Source organism: Streptomyces sp. NPDC001508 (assembly GCF_040298665.1).
In the GTDB taxonomy this organism is placed as follows: domain Bacteria; phylum Actinomycetota; class Actinomycetes; order Streptomycetales; family Streptomycetaceae; genus Streptomyces.
In genome coordinates, this window is sequence record NZ_JBEPAP010000013.1 from 50,993 (window position 1) to 70,194 (window position 19,202).

The 19,202-nt window shown below is 72.2% G+C and carries 17 protein-coding genes and 1 pseudogene; 14 read left to right on the forward strand and 4 right to left on the reverse strand.

Going from position 1 to position 19,202, the window contains the following annotated elements; translation table 11 throughout:
* Positions 1-449: 449 nt before the first annotated feature.
* The gene (locus ABT245_RS14995) at positions 450-812 is read right to left on the reverse strand and encodes a hypothetical protein (RefSeq protein WP_351733430.1); all 363 of its coding nucleotides are present in this window, start codon (positions 810-812) and stop codon (positions 450-452) included.
* A 224-nt stretch (positions 813-1,036) separates the two neighbouring features.
* On the opposite strand from ABT245_RS14995, the pseudogene ABT245_RS15000 reads away from it, so the two are divergent.
* The 8 genes and pseudogenes from ABT245_RS15000 to ABT245_RS15035 all read left to right on the forward strand — a co-directional run.
* Positions 1,037-1,510 (forward strand): annotated as a pseudogene (locus tag ABT245_RS15000) (FAD-dependent oxidoreductase); the annotation flags it as partial.
* Between the two features lie 29 nt (positions 1,511-1,539).
* Positions 1,540-3,078 (forward strand): ATP-dependent DNA ligase, encoded by a 1,539-nt coding sequence (locus tag ABT245_RS15005; protein ID WP_351733433.1) that lies wholly within the window; start codon positions 1,540-1,542, stop codon positions 3,076-3,078.
* Positions 3,075-3,545, forward strand: a complete 471-nt coding sequence (locus tag ABT245_RS15010) for an NUDIX hydrolase (RefSeq protein WP_351733436.1) — start codon at positions 3,075-3,077, stop codon at positions 3,543-3,545. The genes ABT245_RS15005 and ABT245_RS15010 overlap by 4 nt, the downstream gene beginning before the upstream one ends.
* A gap of 441 nt (positions 3,546-3,986) precedes the next feature.
* The gene (locus ABT245_RS15015) at positions 3,987-5,372 is read left to right on the forward strand and encodes an NADP-dependent succinic semialdehyde dehydrogenase (protein ID WP_351733439.1); all 1,386 of its coding nucleotides are present in this window, start codon (positions 3,987-3,989) and stop codon (positions 5,370-5,372) included.
* A gap of 25 nt (positions 5,373-5,397) precedes the next feature.
* Entirely contained in the window at positions 5,398-5,631 is a 234-nt protein-coding gene (locus ABT245_RS15020) for a DUF6213 family protein (protein WP_351733442.1), read from the forward strand.
* A gap of 803 nt (positions 5,632-6,434) precedes the next feature.
* The gene (locus ABT245_RS15025; RefSeq protein ID WP_351733445.1) at positions 6,435-7,487 is read left to right on the forward strand and encodes a type III polyketide synthase; all 1,053 of its coding nucleotides are present in this window, start codon (positions 6,435-6,437) and stop codon (positions 7,485-7,487) included.
* Between the two features lie 8 nt (positions 7,488-7,495).
* A complete protein-coding gene (locus ABT245_RS15030) occupies positions 7,496-8,710 on the forward strand; it encodes a cytochrome P450 (RefSeq protein WP_351733448.1) in 1,215 nt (404 codons plus the stop codon).
* Positions 8,711-8,717: 7 nt separating this feature from the next.
* A complete protein-coding gene (locus ABT245_RS15035) occupies positions 8,718-9,239 on the forward strand; it encodes a cupin domain-containing protein (protein ID WP_351733451.1) in 522 nt (173 codons plus the stop codon).
* A gap of 585 nt (positions 9,240-9,824) precedes the next feature.
* On the opposite strand, the gene ABT245_RS15040 is transcribed toward ABT245_RS15035, so the two are convergent.
* Complete coding sequence (locus tag ABT245_RS15040) at positions 9,825-11,051, reverse strand: acyl-CoA dehydrogenase family protein (RefSeq protein ID WP_351733454.1); 1,227 nt, start codon at positions 11,049-11,051, stop codon at positions 9,825-9,827.
* A gap of 161 nt (positions 11,052-11,212) precedes the next feature.
* Between ABT245_RS15040 and ABT245_RS15045 the strand changes: the two genes are divergently transcribed.
* Positions 11,213-11,854 (forward strand): TetR/AcrR family transcriptional regulator, encoded by a 642-nt coding sequence (locus tag ABT245_RS15045; RefSeq protein ID WP_351733457.1) that lies wholly within the window; start codon positions 11,213-11,215, stop codon positions 11,852-11,854.
* A 422-nt stretch (positions 11,855-12,276) separates the two neighbouring features.
* On the opposite strand, the gene def is transcribed toward ABT245_RS15045, so the two are convergent.
* Positions 12,277-12,816, reverse strand: coding sequence for a peptide deformylase (gene def, locus ABT245_RS15050; RefSeq protein ID WP_351733459.1), 540 nt, complete (start codon positions 12,814-12,816; stop codon positions 12,277-12,279).
* A 151-nt stretch (positions 12,817-12,967) separates the two neighbouring features.
* Here def and ABT245_RS15055 point away from each other — a divergent pair, with 151 nt between their 5' ends.
* The 5 genes from ABT245_RS15055 to ABT245_RS15075 all read left to right on the forward strand — a co-directional run bounded on the left by ABT245_RS15055 (position 12,968) and on the right by ABT245_RS15075 (position 17,927).
* On the forward strand, positions 12,968-14,206 hold the full coding sequence (locus tag ABT245_RS15055; RefSeq protein WP_351733462.1) for a MurT ligase domain-containing protein: 1,239 nt from the start codon (positions 12,968-12,970) through the stop codon (positions 14,204-14,206).
* A 30-nt stretch (positions 14,207-14,236) separates the two neighbouring features.
* The gene (locus ABT245_RS15060) at positions 14,237-14,965 is read left to right on the forward strand and encodes a type 1 glutamine amidotransferase (protein WP_351733465.1); all 729 of its coding nucleotides are present in this window, start codon (positions 14,237-14,239) and stop codon (positions 14,963-14,965) included.
* Positions 14,966-15,223: 258 nt separating this feature from the next.
* Positions 15,224-16,249, forward strand: coding sequence for a 6-phosphofructokinase (locus ABT245_RS15065; protein ID WP_351733468.1), 1,026 nt, complete (start codon positions 15,224-15,226; stop codon positions 16,247-16,249).
* Between the two features lie 440 nt (positions 16,250-16,689).
* Entirely contained in the window at positions 16,690-17,640 is a 951-nt protein-coding gene (locus tag ABT245_RS15070; RefSeq protein WP_351733471.1) for a cytochrome c oxidase assembly protein, read from the forward strand.
* Positions 17,641-17,756: 116 nt separating this feature from the next.
* On the forward strand, positions 17,757-17,927 hold the full coding sequence (locus tag ABT245_RS15075; RefSeq protein ID WP_351733474.1) for a hypothetical protein: 171 nt from the start codon (positions 17,757-17,759) through the stop codon (positions 17,925-17,927).
* A 24-nt stretch (positions 17,928-17,951) separates the two neighbouring features.
* On the opposite strand, the gene ABT245_RS15080 is transcribed toward ABT245_RS15075, so the two are convergent.
* The gene (locus ABT245_RS15080; RefSeq protein ID WP_351733477.1) at positions 17,952-19,157 is read right to left on the reverse strand and encodes a sensor histidine kinase; all 1,206 of its coding nucleotides are present in this window, start codon (positions 19,155-19,157) and stop codon (positions 17,952-17,954) included.
* Between the last annotated feature and the right edge of the window lie 45 nt (positions 19,158-19,202).

A 19,202-nucleotide genomic window follows, 5' to 3' on the forward strand; every position in this document is an offset into this window, starting at 1 on the left:
CACGGCTGGGTGCGGGCGGTGCCGTACGAATCGCGGCCGCAGGCGGGGTAGTGGTAGGCGATGTGGCCGGCCCAGGCGCCGAGGATGGCGGTGACGGGGGGCTGGCCGCCGTCGTCGGCCCCGGCCGGGTCGTACCGGCCGGGGCCGACGAGGAGACTGAGGACCCGGAAGGTCCACGGGTACGGGTGCTGTGGCGCGGCCGGTGCCGCCGAGGCGGCCCTGGGCGGGCCGTCCGGCGGGTGCCAGGAATTCCTTCTGCAGCAGGCGTGCCTGGTACGGGAGTTCCGCGAGCCAGCCGCGCAACTCCCCGGAGTGGACCAGGCACAGGTGCTGCCCGTCCGGTGCGGTGCGGGAGCACAGGCCGCAGGCGGTCATCGCTGCACGCTCTGCATGATGCTGAACAGGCGCTCCGCATCGGCAGGGGTGAGGTGGTCCCACTCGCCGAGGGCCTAACGCAGGCGGGCATCGATGTCGGCGGCGGCCGCGGTCTGGGGCCAGTGCAGGGCCACCTCGCGGGCCTGGTCGGTGCCGGGTTCGGCCTTCATGGAGCCGCGGGCGATGTGCACGAGGGGGCGGCCAGTGCGCAGACCGGCGACGGCGTGGATCCGCAGCGCCGGTGTGCCGGGCGGTGCGGGCCGCCGCGCGCGGACGTCCTGGATCATCCGTCCGATGGTGTTCAGGTCGAGGTCGAGTGTCTTGCGGAAGGACTCGATCAGGGCGATGTCGGCTTCGGCGTGGGCGGCGGCCGCCATCAGGTCGCGGACAGTGGCGTGGGCGGTCTCCGGGGTGATGACGGTCCGTATGGGCCCCATTCGACGAGGCAGGCCGCCTTGCGGGTTTCCGGGTCGAGTGCCGAGCGGATACAGACGTCGTTCGAGTGGCTGTCTGCGGTCATGATCGCTCTTTCCTCCGGGTGGGGTCCGGCCATTGCTACTGGATAGTGATGCTGGGTTGATCGCGCGCGTGCGCGCGCCTGCGTTGCGCACGCGTCCACAGGGCGCGAGAGATGTCGAGGTACAGGTGCTGGAGGCCGAACATGGTGACCCAGTGGTCGAAGGACGTGACCTTCGTCCTGCACCGGGTCGCCGAGGACGAGCTGTCCGACGAGGATCTGCGCAGGCTGGCGGCGGCCGGGGTGCGGGTGGTCCCGGGCGAGGTCGCGGGGCTCGTGGTCACCGACGACCGGCTGACCGGGGTGCGGCTGGCTGCGGGCACCTCCTCGGGGGGCGGCACGGTCCACGACCGCGAGGTGCTGTTCGTGGCGCCGCGGGCGGTGCCGCGGACCGATCTGCTGGTGCGGCTGGGCGCCGAGATGCGCGAGACGCCCTTCGGCGCCTTCCCCGTGGTCGACGAGCGGGGCCTGACGAGTGTGCCGGGTCTGTGGGCGGCGGGCAACGCGAGCGGGTTCGCCGAGCAGGTGGTGAACGCGGCGAGCCGCGGCTACCGGGCGGGCGCGGCGATCAACGGGGAGCTGCTCCTCGCCGATCTGGACGCGGCCGTGGGGGTGTAGTCCCGGCGCCCCCGTTGCACCATGGCTGCATGTTGCTGGCCCGGCTCGCCCACGTGTCCCGGGAGGTCGCGGCCACCGCGGCCCGCTCCCGGAAGACCGCCCTGCTCGCCGAACTGTTCCGGGACGCGGAGCCGGACGACGTGCCGATCGTCATCCCGTATCTGGCGGGCCGGCTGCCGCAGGGCCGGCTCGGCGTCGGCTGGAAGGTGCTCGGCCGGCGCGTGCCACCGGCCGCGGAGCCGTCCCTCACCGTGCGCGAGGTGGACGCCCGCCTCACCGAGCTGGGCAAGCTCGCCGGACCCGGCTCGCAGGCGGAGCGCACCCGGCTGGTCGGCGCGCTGCTCGGCGCGGCCACCGAGGACGAACAGCGCTTCCTGCTCGGGCTGCTCACCGGCGAGGTGCGGCAGGGCGCCCTGGACGCCGTCGCCGTGGAGGGGCTGGCGCAGGCGACCGGGGCGGATCCGGCGGAGGTCCGGCGGGCGGTGATGCTCGCCGGGTCGCTCCAGAGGGTCGCCGCGGCGCTGCTCGCGGACGGCCCCGGCGCGCTCGACCGGTTCCGGCTCACCGTCGGCCGCCCGGTGCAGCCGATGCTGGCGCGGACCGCCGCCTCGGTCGCGGAGGCCGTCGAGAAGCTGGGCGGCTGCGCGGTCGAGGAGAAGCTCGACGGCATCCGCGTCCAGCTGCACCGGGACGGCGACTCGGTGCGCATCCACACCCGTACGCTCGACGACATCACCGGCCGGCTGCCCGAGGTGACGGCCGCCGCCCTGGAGCTGACGGGCGAACGGTTCATCCTGGACGGCGAGGTGATCTCCTTCGACCCGGCGGGCCGGCCCCGGTCGTTCCAGGAGACGGCCGGGCGGGTCGGCTCCCGGGTGGACGTGGCACGGGCCGCCCGGGAGGTCCCCGTCTCCCCGGTGTTCTTCGACGCCCTCGCGGTCGGCGACCGCGACCTGCTGGACCTGCCGTTCGCCGAGCGGCACGCCGAGCTGGCCCGGCTGGTGCCCGAGCCGATGCGGGTGCGCCGGGCCCTGGTGGCCGGCCCCGAGGACGTCCGGGAGGCGGAGCGGTTCCTCGCCGAGACCCTGGCACGCGGCCACGAGGGCGTCGTGGTGAAGGCGCTGGACGCGCCCTACAGCGCGGGCCGGCGCGGGGCGTCCTGGCTGAAGGTCAAGCCCGTGCACACCCTGGACCTGGTGGTCCTGGCCGCCGAACGAGGACACGGCCGCCGCACCGGCAAGCTCTCCAACCTGCACCTGGGCGCGCGCGACCCGGACGGCGGCTTCGCCATGCTCGGCAAGACGTTCAAGGGCCTGACCGACGCGATGCTCACCTGGCAGACGGAGCGGCTGCGGGAGCTGGCCGTCGCGGACGACGGCTGGGTGGTCACCGTACGCCCCGAACTCGTCGTCGAGATCGCCTACGACGGCCTGCAGCGGTCCTCCCGCTACCCGGCCGGGGTCACCCTGCGCTTCGCCCGTGTGATCCGCTACCGCGAGGACAAACGGCCGGAGCAGGCCGACACCGTCGAGTCGCTGCTCGCCGCGCATCCCGAGGTGCGGCCGTGACCGGCAAGCGCAGCGCGGGCCTTTTCCTGTTCCGGTACGCCGAGGACGGTCTCGAGGTGCTGCTCGGCCACATGGGCGGCCCCTTCTTCGCCCGCAGGGACGCCGGGGCGTGGACCGTGCCGAAGGGCGAGTACGGGGGTGACGAGAGTGCCTGGGACGCGGCCCGGCGCGAGTTCCAGGAGGAGTTGGGCCTGCCGCCGCCGGACGGTACGGCCGTTGCGCTCGGCGAGGTCAGACAAGCGGGCGGCAAGGTCGTCACGGCGTGGGCGGTGGAGGGGAACCTGGACCCCGCGGACGTGGTGCCCGGCACCTTCCGGATGGAGTGGCCGCCGCGCTCCGGGCGGCTCCAGGAGTTCCCGGAGCTGGACCGGGTGGCCTGGTTCGGGCTCGATCGGGCCGGGCAGCTGATCGTGCGGGCGCAGGCCGCGTTCCTCGACCGGCTGGCCCAGCACGCGGCCGACCGATGAGCGCCGCCCCGCGGGACAGCGGAGCACCACGCCCCACACACCTCGCGGAACCCCACGCCCCACACCCCTTGCGGTACCCCGCGGCCCACACAGCTTGCGGAGCACCGCGGCCCACACCCCTTGTGGAATCCCACGCGCCCCACTCAGCTTGCGGAGCACCGCGCCCACACCCCTGGACATGCACGCGGCCGGGTTGCCCTCCGCCGTGCGCGGCCGGGGCCAGGCATGCCGGCCGCCGCGGACCCGCCCCTTGCCGAACCCCACGCCCCACACACCTTGCGGAGAACCACGGCCCGCACGCCTTGCGGAACCCCACGCCCCACACAGCCTGCGGAGCACCACGGCCCATACGCCCTGCGGTGCACCACGCCCCGCACACCTTGCGGAGCCCCGGGCCGCGCGGGAAGGTCGTAGCACAGACCGCTCCGAGGGAGGTCGGCCATGCCCATCGCGACGGTGAACCCGGCGAACGGCGAGACGCTGAAGACGTACGAGGCCATGGGCGAGGAGGAGATCGAGCGCCGGCTCCAGCTCGCCGAGGCCACGTTCCGCACCTACCGGTCGAGCGGCTTCGAGGAGCGCGGACGACTGCTGCTGCGGGCCGCGCACCTACTGGACGAGGACACCGAGGACATCGCGCGGACCATGACCACCGAGATGGGCAAGCCGCTCGGGCAGGCCCGCGCGGAGGCCGCGAAATGCGCCAAGGCGATGCGCTGGTACGCCGAGCACGCCGAGGAACTGCTGGCCGACGAGGAACCCGCCGGCTCCGACGCGCGGGACTCCGGCGCGTCAAGCGTGCGGGTGCGCTACCGGCCGCTCGGGCCGGTGCTCGCGGTGATGCCGTGGAACTTCCCGCTGTGGCAGGTGATCCGGTTCGCCGCCCCGGCCCTGACGGCGGGCAACGTGGGCCTGCTCAAGCACGCCTCCAACGTGCCGCAGACCGCCCTCTACCTGGAGGACCTCTTCCACCGGGCGGGCTTCGCCGAGGGCTGCTTCCAGACCCTGCTCATCGGTTCCGGGGCCGTCGCCGACGTGCTGCGCGACGAACGGGTCAAGGCCGCCACGCTGACCGGCAGCGAACCCGCCGGCCGGGCCGTCGCCTCCGTCGCCGGGGAGATGGTGAAGAAGACGGTGCTGGAGCTGGGCGGCAGCGATCCGTACGTCGTCATGCCCTCCGCCGACCTGGACCGGGCCGCCCAGGTCGCGGTGACCGCGCGGGTGCAGAACAACGGGCAGTCGTGCATCGCCGCCAAGCGGTTCATCGTGCACAGCGACGTCTACGACGCCTTCGCCGAACGGTTCGTCGCCGGGATGCGGGCGCTGACGGTCGGCGATCCGATGGCCAAGGACACGGACGTCGGCCCGCTCTCCACCGAGCGGGGGCGGGCCGACCTGGAGGAGCTGGTCGACGACGCACGGCGCGGCGGCGCGACGGTGCTGTGCGGCGGTCACCGCCCGGAGGGGCCCGGCTGGTACTACCTGCCGACCGTGCTCGCCGGGGTCACCCGCGAGATGCGCATCCACCGCGAGGAGGCGTTCGGTCCGGTCGCCACGCTCTACCGGGCCGACGACCTCGACGAGGCGGTGCTGATCGCCAACGACTCGCCGTTCGGGCTCAGTTCCAACGTATGGACGCGGGACGAGGCCGAGACCGACCGGTTCGTGGCGGACCTGGAGGCGGGCAGCGTGTATGTGAACGGGATGACCGCCTCCCATCCGGCGTTCCCCTTCGGCGGGGTCAAGCGGTCCGGGTACGGGCGTGAGCTGTCCGGGCACGGGATCCGCGAGTTCTGCAACATCACCACGGTATGGCAGGGTCCGTGACGTTTCCGGGGCTACGATCCGATCTGTGAACCGCGAAGTGACCCTGCCTCTGATCGTCGACGACCGCGGTGCGCTGCAGGTGGCCGCGGCCGACGTGAGCAAGCTGCTCCGCACGGTGGGCGGCCGATGGCTGCGACTCGTCGAGGCCGGGCAGGACGGGCTTGACGAGGACACGGTGGCCGCGCTGACGATCGAACTCGCGAAGCTGGCCGACCGCATCGACGTGGCATGCATCGCGCACAGCAGCGGCCCCCCGTGACGCGACCGCCCCGCGCCGGCCGCGGCAGCCGTGCGTGAGCGCGCTCGCGGCTACCCGCGTCCCCCTCACGGCGCGCTCCGCGACAGCGGGGGACGGTCACGCGGAGAACGCGAAGGGGGCGCGGGTCTGTCCGGCGAGCCGTGGTGACGGCGCGGCAAGTCCGCGATGCGGGGCGTAACACCCGCTATGCGCCGAGAAGTTGGCGGCCGCCGCGCGCGGACGACGAACAACCCACCGCCTGGGCCAACCGCATCCACCGTGAACTCGCCGACCAGAAGTTCCGCTTCCGGCGCGGCCCCCACCGCCCAGTGGGGGCACCCCCGGCCGCCGGCGGCGAGGCGCGGCACCCGCCGGGGCATGCCCCGGGTGGGCGACGGTATCTGCTCGTTGCGCTCGGCCCGCACTCGGCCGGCTGGGTGAAGAACGTGGTTGACTTCGGGCGGTCGGCGGCGCGTTGGGCCGGGTGCGGGACAGCGTGCCGGTCCGCGACCACCGCCCAGCGCCGCTCCAGGGCCGGCCGGGCGAGCGTGACCCGGCTCGTCCGGCGCTCCGTGATCATCGGGACGAGCCGATTCGCCCTCGGCTCGTGGACCGGCCGGAAGGCCGCGAAAGCCCTTGATTCCTTGGCCGTTGGCGGCATCGCGTCCCCCGCCGGGGCGCCGTGCGCCGACGTCCGTTCCCGACCCGTGGTCCCCGGTTCGGAGTAACCCGGCGCGAGATCGTCGCCCCGTCGGGCGAACCTGAGTGCACCACCTTCTCACCGGTGGGCGAAGACCCCCGGACGGCGAAAGCAGGGACGGCTCATGGCGACTTTGTGCAGACCCTCGGTGTCCGTACCAGAGAACGTGATCACGATGGAGGAGACACTGGAACTGGCGCGTACGCGTCACGCGGACCATCCGCAGCTGCCACTGGCCCTCCGACTGATCGAGAACACGGGCGTACGCACCCGGCACATCGTGCAACCCATCGAGGAGACCCTGAAGCACCCGGGTTTCGAGGAACGCAACAAGCTCTACGAGGCGGAGGCGAAGGCCCGGGTCCCCGCGGTGATCCAGCGGGCACTCGACGACGCCGAACTCCTGACCTCCGACATCGATGTCATCGTCTATGTGTCGTGCACCGGCTTCATGATGCCGTCGCTGACCGCGTGGCTGATCAACGAGATGGACTTCCCGAGCACCACCCGGCAGCTGCCGATCGCCCAGCTGGGCTGCGCGGCCGGCGGTGCGGCCATCAACCGGGCCCACGACTTCTGCACGGCCTACCCCGACGCCAACGCCCTCATCGTGGCCTGCGAGTTCTGCTCGCTGTGCTACCAGCCCACCGACCTGGGCGTCGGCTCGCTGCTCTCCAACGGCCTGTTCGGCGACGGCATCGCCGCGGCCGTGGTGCGCGGTCAGGGCGGCACCGGTGTGCAGCTGCAGCGCAACGGGTCCTACCTGATCCCGAAGACCGAGGACTGGATCGCCTACGACGTCCGCGCGACGGGCTTCCACTTCCTGCTGGACAAGCGGGTCCCCGCCACGATGGAACCGCTCGCCCCGGCGCTCCAGGACCTCGCGGGCACCCACGGCTGGGACGCGTCCGCGCTGGACTTCTACGTCATCCACGCGGGCGGACCCCGAATACTCGACGACCTCAGCAAGTTCCTGAAGGTCGAGCCGCACGCGTTCCGGTTCAGCCGGTCCACGCTGACCGAGTACGGCAACATCGCCAGCGCCGTGGTGCTGGACGCGTTGCGCCGGCTCTTCGACGAGGGCGGTCCCGAGGAGGGGGCACGCGGGCTGCTCGCCGGCTTCGGGCCCGGCATCACCGCCGAGATGACCGTGGGCAGCTGGGTGCAGAGGGGCTGAGCGACGACATGGCGGAAGAGACACTCGCCGGGTCCGTGCCGACCGTACGGAACCGGCCGGCGCCCGAGCCGGCCGGGGTCGCCCTCGACCCGGTGCTCGACGAGCTGATGCGGGAGGGCCCGGTCACCCGGATCCGGCTGCCGGACGGCGCGGGCTGGGCCTGGCTGGTCACCCGGTACGAGGATGTGCGGGCGGTGGCCGACGACCCCCGGTTCGGCCGCGAGGCGGTCCCGGACCAGCAGGTCACCCGGCCGGCCCCACATGTCGTCCCGTCCCGTGGCGCGGTCGCCTTCCGCGACCCGCCCGGCCACACCCGGCTGCGCCGCTCGGTGGCCGCCGCGTTCACCGCGCAGGGCGTGGAGCGGGTGCGCGACAAGGCCCGTGCCCTGCTGGACGAGCTGGTCGACGACCTGCTCCGGGCGGGCCCGCCGGCCGATCTGACCGCGACGGTCCTCGGCCCGTTCCCCATCGCGGTGATCTGCGAGCTGATGGGCGTTCCCGGCCCCGACCGGCAGGACATGCGCACCTGGACGCGGCAGATCGTGTCCTGCGCGCACGGCGAGCAGGACAGCGAGCGGGCCGAGGACGAGATGCACGGGTACTTCGCGGACCTCATCGGGGTACGTCTGGACAGTGCGGCCGAGGACGTCGCCTCACTGCTCGGCGGCGCGGTGGGCCGCGGCGAGGTGTCGCTGGAGGAGGCGGTCGGGCTGGCCGTCCTCCTGCAGATCGGCGGCGAGGCGGTCACCCACCACAGCGGGCGGATGTTCCACCTGCTGATGACCCGCCCCGATCTGCTCGAACGGCTGCGCGCCGAGCCGGAGATCAGGCCCCGGGCCATCGACGAGCTGCTGCGGTACATCCCGCACCGTAACGCGGTCGGGCTGCCCCTGATCGCCCTGGAGGACGTCGAGGTCGGGGGCGTACGGATCCGGGCCGGCGACCCGGTCCAGGTGTCGTACCCGGCCGCCAACCGCGACCCGGACGTCTTCCCCGACCCGCGGGCCGTCGACTTCGACCGCGGCCCCGACACGCATGTGGCGTTCGGTTTCGGCCCGCACCACTGCCCCGGCGGCATGCTGGCCCGGCTGGAGTCGGAACTCCTGGTGGACACCCTGCTGGAGCGGGTGCCGGGGATGCGGCTCGCGGTGCCGCCGGACGAGGTTCCGTTCCGCAGCGGCGCGGTGGTCCGCGGCCCCGAGACGCTGCCCGTGACGTGGTGAGGTGACGATGACCGCGACGGAGGGGCTGCTCGTACCGCCGGGACACGGGCGCATCGTCCAGGCGCCGGCCCAGCGTGTGACGTTCAAGGTGACCGGCACGCACTCGCGGACCGCCTCCACCTTCGAGGTGGAGGTCCCGCCCGGGTTCGACGTCGGCGCCCATGTGCACACGCGCAGCGAGGAGCTGTTCTACGTGCTGGAGGGCGAGCTGGACGTGCTGGCCTTTGAACCGCGTATCCGCACGCCCGACAACTGGCGCAAGTGGGAGTCGCCTTCCGGCAACAAGGTGGTGCGGGCGACGCCCGGCACCGTGATCGTGGTGCCGCCGGGCTGCCCGCACGCCTTCGCCAACCCGACGGACAACCCCGCGAAGATGTTCTTCCAGGCGTCTCCCCCGCCCGATCACGAGCGGTACTTCGAGGAGTTGCTGGAGATCCTGGGCGACGGGGGTCCGCCGGACCACGACGCGATCGAGGCGCTGCGCAAGCGCTACGACATCGAACAACTGACCCCGCTACGGCACAAGTGATCCACGGGCCCCGCTTGGAAGCCGCCGCGCCCCGCCACGGGCCGCCCGGCACCCGGGCGGGGTCCGCCAGCTTGGCCCCATGCCCCTGAACCGCCGACCCCGGCCATCGAGACCCCGCCGAGCGGACCACCTCCGGCACCACCTCACCCCGTCAACAGCCCCCGCCGCCGGGCGACCGGAGGGTGGGACCGGCCCCGCTTCGCCGAGCAGCGAGCAATACCCCCGGAGACGTGACGACAGCCCCGCGCTCACGCACACCCCGCGCCCCGGCCGGCTCAGCCGGCCGTCGGATCCGGCGCGCCGGACCCTGCCACATCAGCCCATCGAGGACCCCGCAGAGCAACTGAGCGACGCCCTCGGCCACCGCGCGGCGGCCCGGCGGGGCCCTCCCCGCGCCGCGGCCGACTCAACCGGCCGTCGTATCCGGCGCGCCGGACCCTGTCGCATCAGCCCATCGGGGCATCCTGCATGCGCGGTCGCCGTGCCGAGGGGATCGTTCACGCTCGTACGGCGAGAACGGGCCTTCACCTTGCGGTCGGCTCAGTCGGCCGGGAGCGCGGGGGCCGGTGTCGGTGGGCCGGAATGTCAGCGGATCGGCAGGCCCGACAGGGTGCGGGCTATCACCAGGCGCTGGATCTCACTGGTGCCTTCGAAGATGGTGTAGACGGCGGCGTCCCTGTGCATCCGCTCCACCGGGTACTCGCGGGTGTATCCGTTGCCGCCGAGGATCTGGATCGCCTGGGCGGTGACCTTCTTCGCGGTCTCGCTGGCGAACAGCTTGGACATCGAACCCTCGGCCGCGGTGAACGGCCTGCCGTTGACGGCCATCCAGGACGCCCGCCACACCAGCAGCCGCGCCGCGTCGATCCGGGTGCGCATGTCCGCGAGCTGGAAGGCGACCCCCTGGTTGTCGATGATCGGCCGGCCGAACTGCTCGCGCGTCCCGGCGTAGTCGAGGGCCACCTCGTACGCGGCCCGGGCCGTGCCCACGGCCATCGCGCCGACCGCCGGGCGGGACGCCTCGAACGTGGCCATCGCCGCGTTCTTCACCCGCTCGCCGCCCGCCCGCGCCCGCTCCCTGGCCCGGGCCAGCCGCTGGTCCAGCTTCTCCTTGCCGCCGAGCAGGCAGGAGCCGGGCACGCGGACGTCGTCCAGGACGACCTCGGCGGTGTGCGAGGCGCGGATGCCGTGCTTCTTGAACTTCTGCCCCTGGGTGAGCCCCCGGGTTCGGGGCGGCACGATGAACGAGGCGTGCCCCTTGGAGCCCAGCTCCGGATCGACCTGGGCGACGACGACGTGGACGTTCGCGATGCCGCCGTTGGTCGCCCAGGTCTTCGTGCCGTTGAGCACCCACTCGTCCTTGGCCTCGTCGTACACGGCACGTGTGCGCATCGAGGCCACGTCGGAGCCGGCGTCGGGCTCGGAGGAGCAGAAGGCCGCGACCTTGACGTCGGTCGCGTCGCCGTACATCTGCGGGATCCAGGTGCCGATCTGCTCCTCGGTGCCGTTGGCGAGGACACCCACGGCGGCGAGGCCGGTGCCGACGATGGACAGGGCGATGCCGGCGTCGCCCCAGAACAGTTCCTCCATGGCCATCGGGATGCCGAGCCCGGTGGGGTCGAAGTACTGCTGGGCGTAGAAGTCGAGGGAGTAGACGCCGACCTTGGCCGCCTCCTGGATGACCGGCCAGGGAGTCTCCTCACGCTCGTCCCATTCGGCGGCCGCGGGGCGGATGACATCGGCGGCGAAGCCGTGCAGCCACTCCTTGACCTCCTTCTGTTCGTCGTTGAGCTCCATGGTGAACTCGGCCATGTTCCCTCCAGCGGCATGTTACTTGCGGTAACAGGAGTCTGTTACCGACTGGTAGGAAAAGTCAACTCCCGCCGACCCGTCGCCCTCCCGTTCGATGTCAGGGGCACCGACAGTGTTAGTTTGCGCAGGCGTCACCGAATCAGCACGGGTGGGGAGATCACATGGACACCACGCAGCGGACCGATCAGCAGCGGTCCGCCGACCGCCGACGGCGGGAGCTGTTGGAGGCCGCGGACAGAGTGGTGCTGCGTGATGGCCCGAAGGCCTCGATGAACGCCATCGCCGCGGAGGCCGGCATCACCAAGCCGATCCTGTACCGCCACTTCGGCGACAAGGGCGGCCTGTACGCGGCCCTGGCCAAGCGGCACACGGACGCGTTGCTCGATTCGCTGCGGGCGGCGCTGGATGCCCCGGCGGAGCGGCGGGAGCGGGTCGAGTCCACCCTGGACACCTATCTCGCGGCGATCGAGGCCCGGCCGCAGGTGTATCGCTTCCTCATGCATCCGGCGGAGGGCTCGCAGAGCGACACGGGCTTCGACGTCGGCAGGCACAGCGCTCCGCTGCTGCGGCGGATGGGCGAGGAGTTGGCCCAGGTCATCGAGGACCGGCTGGACCTGGGGCCGGGCACCCAGCAGTTGGCCCGGGTGTGGGGACACGGGATCGTCGGCATGATGCACGCGGCCGGCGACTGGTGGCTGGGCGAACGCCCCTGTTCCCGCGCGGAGTTGGTGAAGAGCCTGGCCGACCTGCTGTGGGGCCGGCTGGCCGCGGCGGGCGACAAGCTCGGCGGCCCGGGCTTCTGACCACCACCCACCCCGCCGGCACCCCGAAGAAACACGGGGACCTGCACGCCCAACCACACCCCGCCAGCACCCCGAAGGAACGCGGGGACCTGCGCGACCGGCCACAACGCACCCGCACCCGCGGTTCACCGCAGCCCGACCGAACCACACACCCCCGCCCCCCGGCAGCCTCCCGAAGGAACGCGGGGATCTTCACGCCCAACCACACCCGCCAGCGCCCCGAAGGGGCGGGGACCAGCGCGACCGGCCACAACGCACCCGCACCCACAATTCACCACAGCCCGACCGAACCACACACCCCCGCCCCCCGGCAGCCCCCCGAGGGCGAAGGGGCGCGGGGAACCGCGCAGTCGGCCACAACGCGCCCGCGCCCGCGCGACGCCCCGATACGCGTCCGCACCGGGAACAGTCCGACGCGGAGGTCAGGGGTGCCACGGGGCGCGGCTCGCCCGGCGTAGCAGGCGGGTGCGGCGCCAGCCCTTGAGGCGGTCCGCGTAGATGCCGCCCTCCAGATGGTCGCACTCGTGCTGCAGACACCGGGCGAAGAACCCCGTGCCGTGCACGGTGACCGGTTCGCCGGTCACCGAGAACCCCTCGACGACCGCGTGGTCGTACCGCTGTGTCGCCGCTTCGAGGCCCGGCAGCGACAGACAGCCCTCGGGGCCGCGCACCACCACCCCGTCCGCCGTCACCAACCGGGGGTTGACCACATGCCCCAGGTGACGCATGTCCTCGTCGTCGGGACAGTCGTAGACGAACACCCGCAAGGACACGCCGACCTGGTTCGCGGCGAGCCCCACCCCGCGCGCCGCGTACATCGTCGCAAACAGGTCCTCCACCAACTCCGCGAGCCCCGCGCCGAAGTCGGTCACCTCCGCGCAGCGGGCGTGCAGCACCGGGTCGCCGTGCAGGGTGAGGGGCCGGACCCGCCCGCGGGCTCCCCGGATCGAACCGTTTCGCATGGCCGCAAGGGTACGGTTCCCTGGGCCCACACCCCGCCGCGCAGGCGTGGGCCGGGATTCGGGTGTGCGAACGGATCTCGATAGGCTGACGTCCACACCACGTTGCCGGATGGCTCACGCGCGGCGCGTACGCAAGGAGGATCGAGAACTGATGGCAGGCAACTCGGACCCGCTCACGCCGCGGGCCAAGCTGGCCGTGACCGCGGGCAAGGCGGTCGCGGCGGCGTCCCGTGCCGCCGGGCGCGGCAGCGGATCGGTGATCGGTGGCCGGGTCGCGCTGAAACTCGACCCCGACCTCCTCGCCCGGCTCGCCCAGAACCTGGACGTCGTCCTGGTGTCGGCGACCAACGGCAAGACCACCACCACCCGGCTGATCGCCGAGGCGCTGCGCGCGGCGGGCCCGGTCGTCTCCAACGCGCTCGGCGCCAATATGCCGGCCGGCATCACCTCGGCCCTCGCGGGCGGTTCGGACGCGCGCTACGGCGTGATCGAGGTCGACGAGAAGTACCTGGCGGGCGTGGCCCGGGACACCGACCCGAAGTGCATCGCGCTGCTGAACCTCTCCCGCGACCAGCTCGACCGGGCCGCCGAGACCCGGATGCTCGCCGAGAACTGGCGCGAGGGCCTTTCCGGTTCCAAGGCCGTCGTCGTCGCCAACTGCGACGACCCGCTGGTGGTGTGGGCCGCCTCCTCCTCGCCCAATGTGATCTGGGTCGCGGCCGGCCAGATGTGGAAGGACGACGCCTGGTCCTGCCCGTCCTGCGGCGGTGTGATGCAGCGCCCCGGCGACGACTGGTACTGCGGCGAGTGCGGTTTCCGCCGCCCGACGCCGAGCTGGGCGCTGTCCGGCGACCACGTCCTCGATCCGCACGGTTCCGCCTGGCCGATCCATCTCCAGCTGCCGGGCCGTGCCAACAAGGCCAATGCCGCAAGCTCCGCGGCGGTCGCCGCCGTCTTCGGTGTGCCGCCGCAGGTCGCCCTGGAGCGCATGTACCAGGTGCAGGCCGTCGCCGGGCGCTATGACGTCGTCCAGTTCCTGGGCCGCGATCTGCGCCTGCTGCTGGCGAAGAACCCGGCGGGCTGGCTGGAGACCTTCTCCCTGATCGACCCGCCGCCCACCCCGGTGATCCTCTCCGTGAACGCGCGCGGCGCCGACGGCACCGACACCTCCTGGCTGTGGGACGTCGACTACACCCGTCTGACCGGTCACCCGATCGTCGTCATGGGCGACCGGAAGCTGGACCTCGCGGTGCGTCTGGAGGTGGCGAACCAGCACTTCCAGGTCTGCGACAGCCTCGACCAGGCGGTCCAGCAGTCCCCGCCGGGCCGTATCGAGGTCATCGCGAACTACACCGCGTTCCAGGACCTGCGCCGCCGCGTCGGAAACTGACGGCACACCGACACAAAGGACGATCACTTCATGAGCGACAACAGCCTGCGTCTGGTGTGGATCTACCCGGACCTGCTGAGCACCTACGGCGACCAGGGCAACGCGCTCGTCGTGGAGCGCCGGGCCCGGCAGCGCGGACTCGACGTGGCCCGGCTCGATGTGCGCAGCGACCAGCCGATCCCGACATCCGGCGACATCTATCTGATCGGCGGCGGCGAGGACCGGCCGCAGCGGCTCGCGGCGGAGCGGCTGCGCCGCGACGGGGGCCTGCACAAGGCGGTGGAGAACGGCGCGATTCTCTTCTCGGTGTGCGCGGGCTACCAGATCCTCGGCCACGAGTTCATCAACGACCTCGGCCAGCGCGAGCCCGGCCTCGGCCTGCTCGACGTGGTCTCGGTGCGCGGCGAGGGCGAGCGGTGCGTCGGCGACGTCCTCGGGGACATCGACCCGCGCCTGGGCCTGCCCCAGCTGACCGGTTTCGAGAACCACCAGGGCGTCACCCACCTCGGCCCCACGGCCCGCCCCCTCGCCCAGGTCAGGCTGGGCCGTGGCAACGGCACCGGGGACGGCACGGAGGGCGCGTACAACGACACCGTCTTCGGCACGTACATGCACGGGCCCGTACTCGCCCGCAACCCGCAGATCGCCGATCTGCTGCTGAAGCTGGCACTCGATGTGAACGCGCTGCCGCCGGTGGACGACAACTGGTACGAGGCGCTGCGCAACGAGCGGATCAGCGCGGCGCAGCAACCCGCGTGACGCCTCCGCAGGGGTGCGGCGATTCACTCCGGCCGGGGGCGGGAGCGTCGTTGCACGGCTGTGGGGGTCCGGCACTGGTCACGCCGTTCCCCGCGCCTGTTCGGGGCGCTGTTGACAGCCTGTCCGCTCACATGTGCGAGTGCGTCCAGCAGGCGGACGCTCGCTAGGGGGCGGCCCCTTCACGCCGGTAGGGTGGCCGGGATCGAGCCGGACAGTGCGGTCCGGCGCCCGGCCCACTTCGAGAAGGTATTTCGGGCTATGCGCATTGGTGTGCTCACCTCCGGCGGCGACTGCCCCGGCCTGAACGCCGTCATCCGGTCCGTCGTGCACCGCGCCGTCGTCGACCACGGCGACGAGGTCATCGGTTTCCGGGACGGCTGGAAGGGCCTGCTGGAGTGCGACTGGCTCAAGCTCGACCTCGACGCCGTCGGCGGCATCCTCGCCCGCGGCGGCACCATCCTCGGCTCCTCCCGGGTCCAGCCGTCCCATCTGCGCGACGGGGTGGAGCGGGCGCGCGGCCATGTCGCGGAGCTGGGCCTGGACGCGATCATCCCGATCGGCGGCGAGGGCACGCTGAAGGCGGCCCGGCTGCTCTCGGACAGCGGCCTGCCCATCGTGGGCGTGCCGAAGACGATCGACAACGACATCGCTGTCACGGACGTCACCTTCGGCTTCGACACGGCCGTGGGTGTCGCGACCGAGGCCCTCGACCGGCTCAAGACCACGGCGGAGTCGCATCAGCGCGTGCTCGTCGTGGAGGTCATGGGACGGCACACCGGCTGGATCGCGCTGCACTCCGGCATGGCGGCCGGCGCGCACGCCATCGTCGTACCGGAACGCCCTTTCGACATCGAGGAGTTGGCGCGCCGGGTCGGCGCACGCTTCGAGGCGGGCAAGCGGTTCGCGATCGTGGTCGCCGCGGAGGGGGCCAAGCCGAAGGCCGGCACCATGGACTTCGACGAGGGCGGCCGGGACGTGTACGGGCACGAGCGGTTCGCCGGGATCGCCCGGCAGCTGTCCCTCGAACTGGAGGAGCGGCTGGGCAAGGAGGCCCGGCCGGTGATCCTCGGGCATGTGCAGCGCGGTGGGACGCCCACGGCGTACGACCGGGTGCTGGCCACGCGGTTCGGGTGGCATGCGGTGGAGGCCGTGCACCGGGGGGAGTTCGGGAGGATGACGGCGCTGCGGGGTACGGACATCGTGACCGTGCCGTTGGCTGAGGCCGTGGAGACGCTGAAGACGGTGCCTGTGGAGCGGTACGACGAGGCGGAGTGTGTGCTTTAGCGGGGGGCGCCCTGGGGGTGGGGTTTCGTTGTCGGGTGCGGGTTGATTTTGGCTGAGCACGCGGTTCCTCGCGCCCCTCGGGCAAGCGCCGTTGGGGTTGTTCTTTATGGCCGGGTGCGGGTTGAGTCTGGCTGAGCGCGCAGTTCCCCGCGCACCTCGGGGGGCCGCCATAGGGGTTGTTCCTTGTGGCCGGGTGCGGGTTTGGGGTGGCTGAGCGCGCAGTTCCCCGCGCACCTCGGGGGGCCGCCATAGGGGTTGTTCCTTGTGGCCGGGTGCGGGTTGAGTCTGGCTGAGCGCGCAGTTCCCCGCGCCCCTCGGGGCCCCTCGGGGGTCCCTCTGGGGGAGCCTCCTTGGGGGGTGGCGTTGGGGGGTGGGTGGGGCGGTTCTAGGCTGTCTGGGGACAGAGAGCGCGCAAACCCCACGAAACAGGAGCCTGCGGAATGGATCACAGCGGGCATGGCATGACCATGGATCTGCCGCCGTTCACCCTCGGACGAGGGCTCGGATGGTCGGCGGATCCCTTCTTTCTCGTCGCCTGTCTGCTGGGGCTCGGACTGTACGCGTGGGGTGTCGTGCGGCTGCGGCGGCGCGGTGACGCATGGCCGGTCGGACGGACCGTGTCGTTCGTCCTCGGTGTGCTCACCCTCGTGCTGATGATGTGCACAAAGCTGAACGACTACGGCATGGTCATGTTCAGCGTGCACATGGTGCAGCACATGGTGATCAGCATGCTGTCGCCGATCCTCATCCTGCTGGGCGCCCCGGTCACCCTGGCGCTGCGCGCCCTGCCGGTCGCGGCCCGGGGCCACAAGGGCCCGCGCGAGCTGCTGCTGGCGCTGCTGCACAGCCGCTATATGCGGATCGTCACCCACCCCGCGTTCACCATCCCGATGTTCATCGCGAGCCTGTACGCGTTGTACTTCACCCCGCTGTTCGATTTCCTGATGGGCTCGAAGGCCGGGCACATCGCGATGATGGTGCACTTCCTCGCCGTGGGCGTGGTGTTCTTCTGGCCGATCATCGGCGTCGACCCCGGCCCGCACCGGCCCGGGCATCTGATGCGGATGCTGGAGCTGTTCGCCGGCATGCCGTTCCACGCGTTCTTCGGTATCGCGCTGATGATGGCGTCCACGCCGATGGTCGACACGTTCCGCAACCCTGCGGCCTCGCTCGGTATCGACGCGCTCTTTGACCAGAGCGCCGCGGGCGGCATCGCCTGGGCGTTCAGTGAGATCCCGTCGGTGCTGGTGCTGATCGCCCTGCTGTTCCAGTGGTACAGCTCCGAGCAGCGGCAGGCCAGGCGCACGGACCGGGCCGCCGACCGGGACGGCGACAAGGAGCTGGAGGCCTACAACGCCTACCTGGCCTCGCTCAACGCCCGCCAGGGCTGACCCCGGACCGGCGGCGCCCGCCGAGGTCTCTTTCCGGCCGGGCCCGTACCGGGCGGATTCGTTCCCACGGGGTACGGGGCACCATGGAGGGAACGGACCAGGAGGAGGGTGTCGCGATGCCCGGTTCCACGCACACTTCCACGAAGGCGATGGGGGTGCTCACCGTCGGCGCACTGGTCGTGGTGACGGCCTACTCGGTGGCGCTCGGCAGCAACGGCTGGCTGTGGTTCGGCTGGGTCGTGCTGGGGCTGCTCACCCTGGCCATGATCATGACCCAGAGCGACTGAGCGACGTCTCGCCCCCGGCCGGGTTCACTCGCTGGTGCGCCGGGCCGCCGAGTGCACCCCCGGCCGGTACTTCGGCACCCTGGCCGTGATCTTCATGCCCGCTCCCACCGCGGTCTCGATGACGAGGCCGTGGTCGTCGCCGTAGACCTGGCGGAGCCGGTCGTCGACGTTGGACAGGCCGATGCCGCCGGAGGGGCCGATCTCGCCGGCGAGGATCCGGCGCAGATCCTCGGGGTCCATGCCCACGCCGTCGTCCTCGATGACGACCAGCGCCTCGGCGCCGGCGTCCTGTGCGGTGATCTGGATGTGGCAGGCGTCGGACTTGCCCTCCAGGCCGTGCTTCACGGCGTTCTCGACGAGGGGTTGCAGACACAGGAACGGCAGTGCGACCGGCAGCACCTCGGGCGCTATCTGCAGGGTGACGGCGAGCCGGTCGCCGAACCGGGCCCGGACGAGCTCCAGATACTGGTCGATGGCGTGCAGTTCGTCGGCGAGGGTGGTGAAGTCGCCGCGCCTGCGGAACGAGTAGCGGGTGAAGTCGGCGAATTCCAGCAGCAGTTCGCGGGCCCGCTCGGGATCGGTGCGGACGAACGAGGCGATCACCGCCAGCGAGTTGAAGATGAAGTGCGGGGATATCTGGGCCCGCAGTGCCTTGATCTCGGCCTCGATGAGCCGGGTGCGGGACCGGTCGAGGTCGGCCAGCTCCAGTTGGACGCTGACCCAGCGGGCCACCTCGCCCGCCGCCCGTACCAGCACGGCCGACTCCCGCGGCGCGCAGGCGACCAGCGCCCCGTGCACCCGGTCGTCGACGGTGAGCGGCGCCACCACGGCCCAGCGGACCGGGCAGTCGGGGGTCGCGCAGGACAGCGGGAACGCCTCGCCGCGGCCGGTCTCCAGCGGCCCCGCCAGCCGCTCCATGATCTCCCCGCGGTGGTGGCCGCCCACGCCGTCCCAGACCAGGACCTCCTTCTGGTCGGTCAGGCACAGCGCGTCGGTGCCGAGCAGTGTGCGCAGCCTGCGGGCCGATCTGCGCGCGGTCTCCTCGGTGAGGCCCGCACGCAGTGGAGGCGCGGCGAGCGAGGCGGTGTGCAGGGTCTGGAAGGTGGCGTGCTCGACGGGCGTGCCGAGGTCGCCGAGGCTCTGCGGGCGTGCGGTGCGCCGCCCGAGCCAGAAGCCGGCGGCGAGCAGCGGGAGGGCGGCGACGCACAGGCCCGCGAGGAAACCGGTCATCGTCGGGCCTCCGCGCGCGGCCCGGCAGCGCCCCGAAGGGGCACG

Coding starts and splice junctions, on each gene's coding strand:
- ABT245_RS14995 (WP_351733430.1), bottom strand. CDS start 812: ATGGGGCCCATACGGACCGTCATCACCCCGGAGACCGCCCACGCCACT.
- ABT245_RS15005 (WP_351733433.1), top strand. CDS start 1,540: ATGTTGCTGGCCCGGCTCGCCCACGTGTCCCGGGAGGTCGCGGCCACC.
- ABT245_RS15015 (WP_351733439.1), top strand. CDS start 3,987: ATGCCCATCGCGACGGTGAACCCGGCGAACGGCGAGACGCTGAAGACG.
- ABT245_RS15025 (WP_351733445.1), top strand. CDS start 6,435: ATGGCGACTTTGTGCAGACCCTCGGTGTCCGTACCAGAGAACGTGATC.
- ABT245_RS15030 (WP_351733448.1), top strand. CDS start 7,496: ATGGCGGAAGAGACACTCGCCGGGTCCGTGCCGACCGTACGGAACCGG.
- ABT245_RS15035 (WP_351733451.1), top strand. CDS start 8,718: ATGACCGCGACGGAGGGGCTGCTCGTACCGCCGGGACACGGGCGCATC.
- ABT245_RS15040 (WP_351733454.1), bottom strand. CDS start 11,051: ATGGCCGAGTTCACCATGGAGCTCAACGACGAACAGAAGGAGGTCAAG.
- ABT245_RS15045 (WP_351733457.1), top strand. CDS start 11,213: ATGGACACCACGCAGCGGACCGATCAGCAGCGGTCCGCCGACCGCCGA.
- def (WP_351733459.1), bottom strand. CDS start 12,816: ATGCGAAACGGTTCGATCCGGGGAGCCCGCGGGCGGGTCCGGCCCCTC.
- ABT245_RS15055 (WP_351733462.1), top strand. CDS start 12,968: ATGGCAGGCAACTCGGACCCGCTCACGCCGCGGGCCAAGCTGGCCGTG.
- ABT245_RS15060 (WP_351733465.1), top strand. CDS start 14,237: ATGAGCGACAACAGCCTGCGTCTGGTGTGGATCTACCCGGACCTGCTG.
- ABT245_RS15065 (WP_351733468.1), top strand. CDS start 15,224: ATGCGCATTGGTGTGCTCACCTCCGGCGGCGACTGCCCCGGCCTGAAC.
- ABT245_RS15070 (WP_351733471.1), top strand. CDS start 16,690: ATGGATCACAGCGGGCATGGCATGACCATGGATCTGCCGCCGTTCACC.
- ABT245_RS15075 (WP_351733474.1), top strand. CDS start 17,757: ATGCCCGGTTCCACGCACACTTCCACGAAGGCGATGGGGGTGCTCACC.
- ABT245_RS15080 (WP_351733477.1), bottom strand. CDS start 19,157: ATGACCGGTTTCCTCGCGGGCCTGTGCGTCGCCGCCCTCCCGCTGCTC.